Below are 4,982 nucleotides of genomic sequence, written 5' to 3'. Positions count from 1 at the left end.
CTTGGCGTCGGTCTTGGCGGCCGGCTTCTTGGCGTCGGTCTTGGCGGCAGGCTTCTTGGCGTCGGTCTTGGCGGCAGGCTTCTTCGCGTCGGTCTTCGCGGGGGCCTTCGCGGGGGCCTTCGCGTCGGTCTTCGCCGGGGCGGCAGGAGCGGCGGCCGGAGCAGCGCTCACCGGGGCGAAAGTGGCGCCGAACAGGAGGGCGGCGAGGGCGAGGGTGTTCACAATGATCTTCTTCATTGAAGCGGTCTTCCTTCGATGGTTTGATGGGTTGTCGCGGGGCTCTAGACCCTGTCAACGAGCACTAGACTCAGGCGCTCACGACGAAAGTTCCAACGGCAGAAATAAATTTTTCTTTGCGGAGCGCAAAGGCGCTGAAACGGTCTGATGCGTCGCTTGTCCCGACCTCACCGGCGCCGCACTTTCCCCTGAAAAAGTGCGAAGCATGGCAGGGTTCTGCTCCCGCAAGCGCGAATTGAATTTTGTTCGCGATCTGTGCCCTGCGATGCGCAGCCACGTCACACAGCCCCCCGACGAGATCGTGTCGGGGCGACGCTGCTCTTGACGCCGTCTGACCGTTCATCCCGCACGCAAGGGCCGATCGTGTGACCGCGCGTCGTCACAGTGGGCGCCGCGCGTGAGAGGAGACTGCCGTGAAGAAGAAGCTGCGCCTGGCTGCCATCGATGTCGGAACGACGAAGGTCTGCTGCACCATCGCCGAAGCGGGTCCCAAGGGAGATCTCGAGATCATCGGCATGGGTGTCTCTCCCAACCGCGGCACCCGACGCGGCGCGGTGGTCGACATCGAAGAGGCGACCCAGGCCATCCGCTCCGCGGTGGGCGAGGCGGAAGGCCAGGTGGGTACGACCGTGCAGCGATGCTTCCTCAATCTCTCCGGCGACTTCCTCACAAACCTGACCAGCCGCGGGTCGGTGGCCACGAGCGGTCAAGGCCGGGTCATCCAGGAGAGCGACGTGCAGCGTGTGACCGACAACGCGCGCATGGTCGGCATCCCGGAAGACCGTCGCATGTTGCACGTCATTCCCAAGGGCTTCTCCGTCGACGGCCTCGCCGGCATCAAGAACCCCGTCGGCCTGAGCGGCCTGCTGCTGCAGGTCGACACCCACATCATCACCGCCTCCGCCTCGAAGCTGCAAGACTTTCTCACGTGCCTCGAAAGAGCCGATCTCGAGCTCGAGGAGAACAGCGGCATGGTGGTCTCATCTGTGGCGACCAGCCTCGGCGTTCTTCGTGACGAGGAGAAGGAGCTCGGCGTGGCCATGGTCGACATCGGCGGCGGAACCACCGACCTGGCCGTCTTCAAGGACGGGCATCTGCGCCACACCGACGTGCTGTGCGTCGGTGGCTACCACATCACCTACGACGTGGCCACCGCGCTCCGCGTCCCCATGCAAGAGGCTGAGCGGCTCGTCGCCGAAGAGGGGCTCGCGTGGAAGATCGATTGCGCCAGCGCGGCGGCGTCGAAGGGCCTCACGCCGGACGACGTCGACAGCGATCCGTCCGGCGAGCTCCACATCCCGGAGCGCGAGATCGCGGTGACCTCGCTCTCATCGGTGCAACCGCAGCCGGTGCGCGTGAGCGAGCTCTCGGAGATCATCGACATGCGCCTGATGGACATCTTCGACTGGCTGAAGGCGCAGATCAACAACCTGAGCCGTCAGGGCAGCCGTCCCGCAAGCGTTGTGCTCACCGGTGGCGTGGCGCAGATGAACGGAATTGCCTGGGTGGCCGAACGCGCCCTCGATCTCCCGGTGCGCGTGGCGAGCCCGGAGGCGATTCAGGGACTGCCGCCCCATCTGCGCAACCCGGCGTACTCGGCAGGCATCGGTCTGCTCGTCTACGGCCTTGGCGTGATGAAGGGAAAGCCCCAGGAGACGCGAACTTCCCAGGTCAACAAAGTCTTTCAGAACTTCGTCACCTGGCTTCGAGAGTACGTTTTCTGACCTGCGAGAGAGGCGACCCGAGCGGGCCCACGTCTCGCGACGCCGGCCCGCTCCCTCACAAGAAACCAGTCGTCGTGCGTCAGTCTCCTGTGTTTTCGTCCAGTAGAAAGGGGTCTCGGGTATGACAGCGTCCAAGGATGTCCCCCACGAGGGCGGCCTGGAGCAGTTCGCAGGCATCAAGGTGGTCGGCGTCGGCGGCGCCGGCTGCAACGCGGTGAGCCGCATGATCGCGGTAGGCCTCAAGGGCGTCGAGTTCATTGCCGTGAACACCGACGCGCAGGCGCTGTTCCTCTGCGATGCCGACCAGCGCATCCACATCGGCACGAACGTCACCCGCGGTCTTGGCGCAGGTTCCGACCCCGAGATCGGGCGTCAAGCCGTGGAAGAGAGCGCAGATGACCTCCAGGCAGCGCTCGAAGGGGCCGACATGGTCTTCATCGCGGCCGGCATGGGCGGCGGCACGGGCACGGGCGCGGCACCCGTGGTCGCCAAGCTGGCAAAGCAGGCCGGGGCGCTCACGGTGGGCGTCATCACCCGCCCGTTCACGTTCGAGGGGCGCATCCGCATGCAGGCGGCCGAGAAGGGCATCGCCCAGCTGGCCGAACAGGTCGACGCACTCATCACCATTCCAAATGACCGCCTCCTCCGCATCGTCGATCCGCGCTATCCCATCACCGAGACGTTCAAGATTGCAGACGACATCTTGAGGCAGGGCGTGCAGGGCATCTCCGACATCATCACGGTGCCCGGCCTCATCAACGTCGACTTCGCCGACATCCAGGCCATCATGAGCAACGCGGGCTCCGCGCTCATGGGCATCGGCATGGGCAAGGGCGACAACCGTGCCCAGAAGGCGGCTGAATCCGCGATTCAGAGCCCGCTCCTCGAGACCTCCATCGACGGCGCCCGCGGCGTTCTCTTCAACATCGTGGGGTGCAAGGATATGTCGCTGCAAGAGGTCAACGAGGCGGCGGCCATCATCTCGAACGCGGTTGACCCAGAGGCCAACATCATCTTCGGCGCCCTCGTCGATGAGCGCCTGAACGACGAGATCCGGATCACCGTGCTGGCCACGGGCTTCAACTTCCGTCCACAAGCCAGCGACGAGCCCGCAAAGGCCGATTCAACGGCAGACATGCCGTTCGCGTTCCAGGCAACACAGGGCCCGCGCGACGAGATCGAGGTCCCCGCCTGGATCCGTCGGAGCGAGAGACGCAACTAGCCGGGTCACGCGCCTGAGGCGCAGGTCACACGAGGGCCACCCGCCTCTCTTGTGATCGCGCGCCCAGACGCAGCCGCGGGAATCCTCCGGAGCCGCAAGATGAAATGCCCCTTCTGTGAGCACCACGAGACTCGGGTGCACGACTCGCGCGAGACCGACGACAACACAACCATTCGCCGGCGGCGCGAGTGCGCCGGATGCAATCGGCGCTTCACCACGTATGAGCGCTACGAAGAAGCGCCCGTCGTTGTCGTCAAGAAAGACATGCGACGTGAGCGCTTCGAGCGTGCCAAGGTCTTGAGCGGAATCCACAAGGCCTGCGAGAAGCGCCCGATCTCCAGCGCGCAGAAGGAAGCGCTGGTGAACACGGTTGAACGAGAGCTTCGCCAGCGGGGAGAGAGCGAGATCTCGTCGGTGGAGATCGGCGACATGGTCATGCGCTACCTCAAACGCCTCGACCCCGTTGCATACGTTCGATTCGCGTCGGTCTACAAGGACTTCCAAGACCTCGAGAAGTTCGCCGAGGAGCTTCGCCAGCTGCAGCACGCACCGCACACCGCGGCGGGCGTCCGGCGCGGCGAGGAAGCCTCCCGCACGACGCCGAACGAAGACGACGAGGGTGGACTGCGCAGGCGCCGCCCGAAGAGCTGAGAGGTCTGTCGCGCGGCCTGAAGCCATCTGGCGCGAGGCAGCCTCTGTGACGGAGGGCCCCCATGACAGAGCTGAAGCGCGCCGTGATCCTCGTGATCGACAGTGGAGGCGTGGGCGAGATGCCCGACGCCGGCGAGTACGGTGACAGAGGCAGCGACACCATCGGTCACGTAGCCGCACGCGCCGGCGGCCTGAACCTGCCGACCCTGCGCCGTCTGGGCCTGGGCAACCTGCACCGTGTGAAAGGCGTCGATCCCCTCGACCGTCCGGAAGGCTCGTATGGGCGCATGCTCGAGAAATCGGCCGGCAAGGACACCATCACCGGGCACTGGGAGATGACCGGCCTGGTGACCCAGGTCCCGTTCGTGACCTTCCCTGACGGTTTCCCACCAGAGATCATGAAGCCGTTCGAAGAGGCCATCGGGCGTGGCACGCTCGGCAACAAGGCAGCGAGCGGAACAGACATCATCTCCGAGCTTGGCGAAGAGCACATGCGCACGGGAAAGCCCATCGTGTACACCTCTGCCGACAGCGTGTTCCAGGTGGCCGCCCACGAAGAGGTCATTCCCATCGACGAGCTGTACCGCATCTGTGAGATCGCGCGCGCGCAGCTCGTGGGCCCCTATCAGATGGGCCGCGTGATCGCCAGGCCCTTCGTCGGACAGCCCGGCGCCTTCACGCGCACCTACCGCCGTCGCGACTACGCCGTCGATCCTCCGGGAGAGACCGCGGTCTCGCGCATCGCGGCGTCTGGCAGAAAGGTGACGGGCGTCGGCAAGATCAAGGACATCTACAACGGCATCGGCATCACCGAATCGCACAAGATGAAGAACAACCTCGACGGCCTCGAGGTGACGCTCGACGTTCTCAAGAAAGACTCGTCGCCGGGCCTCATCTTCACCAACCTGGTTGATTTCGACATGCTCTTCGGGCATCGCAACGATGCAGACGGCTACGCCAAGGCGCTGCTCGAGCTCGATTCCTTCCTTCCCCGCATCATGGAGAGCATGACGACCTCAGACGCCCTCTTCATCACGGCAGACCACGGCTGTGATCCCACCATTCTCTCTTCCACCGACCACACGCGGGAATACGTTCCGCTCATGGTCTGGGGGCCAGGTCTCAAGTCCGGACAAGACCTGGGAACG

At 64.9% G+C, this 4,982-nt stretch carries 5 protein-coding genes; 4 read left to right on the top strand and 1 reads right to left on the bottom strand.

Translation table 11 applies throughout. From position 1 onward, the window contains the following. The coding region (locus EB084_19330) for a hypothetical protein (GenBank protein NDD30416.1) at positions 1-237 on the bottom strand (237 nt) is incomplete at its 3' end. Positions 238-650: 413 nt separating this feature from the next. Here EB084_19330 and ftsA point away from each other — a divergent pair. The 4 genes from ftsA to EB084_19310 form a co-directional block, all read left to right on the top strand. After that, complete coding sequence (gene ftsA / locus EB084_19325; GenBank protein NDD30415.1) at positions 651-1,961, top strand: cell division protein FtsA; 1,311 nt, start codon at positions 651-653, stop codon at positions 1,959-1,961. A gap of 121 nt (positions 1,962-2,082) precedes the next feature. Next, positions 2,083-3,183, top strand: a complete 1,101-nt coding sequence (ftsZ, locus tag EB084_19320) for a cell division protein FtsZ (GenBank protein ID NDD30414.1) — start codon at positions 2,083-2,085, stop codon at positions 3,181-3,183. Between the two features lie 99 nt (positions 3,184-3,282). Beyond that, positions 3,283-3,834, top strand: coding sequence for a transcriptional repressor NrdR (nrdR, locus tag EB084_19315; protein NDD30413.1), 552 nt, complete (start codon positions 3,283-3,285; stop codon positions 3,832-3,834). A 62-nt stretch (positions 3,835-3,896) separates the two neighbouring features. Further along, positions 3,897-4,982 (top strand): phosphopentomutase (locus tag EB084_19310; protein NDD30412.1); only part of this gene is annotated, 1,086 nt, incomplete at its 3' end.

This window comes from Pseudomonadota bacterium (genome assembly GCA_010028905.1).
Taxonomy (GTDB): Bacteria; Vulcanimicrobiota; Xenobia; order RGZZ01; family RGZZ01; genus RGZZ01.
Note: the sequence above shows the minus strand (reverse complement) of the source record. Positions and strands in the feature narration are given on the sequence as shown.

Excerpts from the sequence above, each read along its gene's own strand:
- ftsZ (NDD30414.1), top strand. The coding sequence starts at position 2,083 with ATGACAGCGTCCAAGGATGTCCCCCACGAGGGCGGCCTGGAGCAGTTC.
- nrdR (NDD30413.1), top strand. The coding sequence starts at position 3,283 with ATGAAATGCCCCTTCTGTGAGCACCACGAGACTCGGGTGCACGACTCG.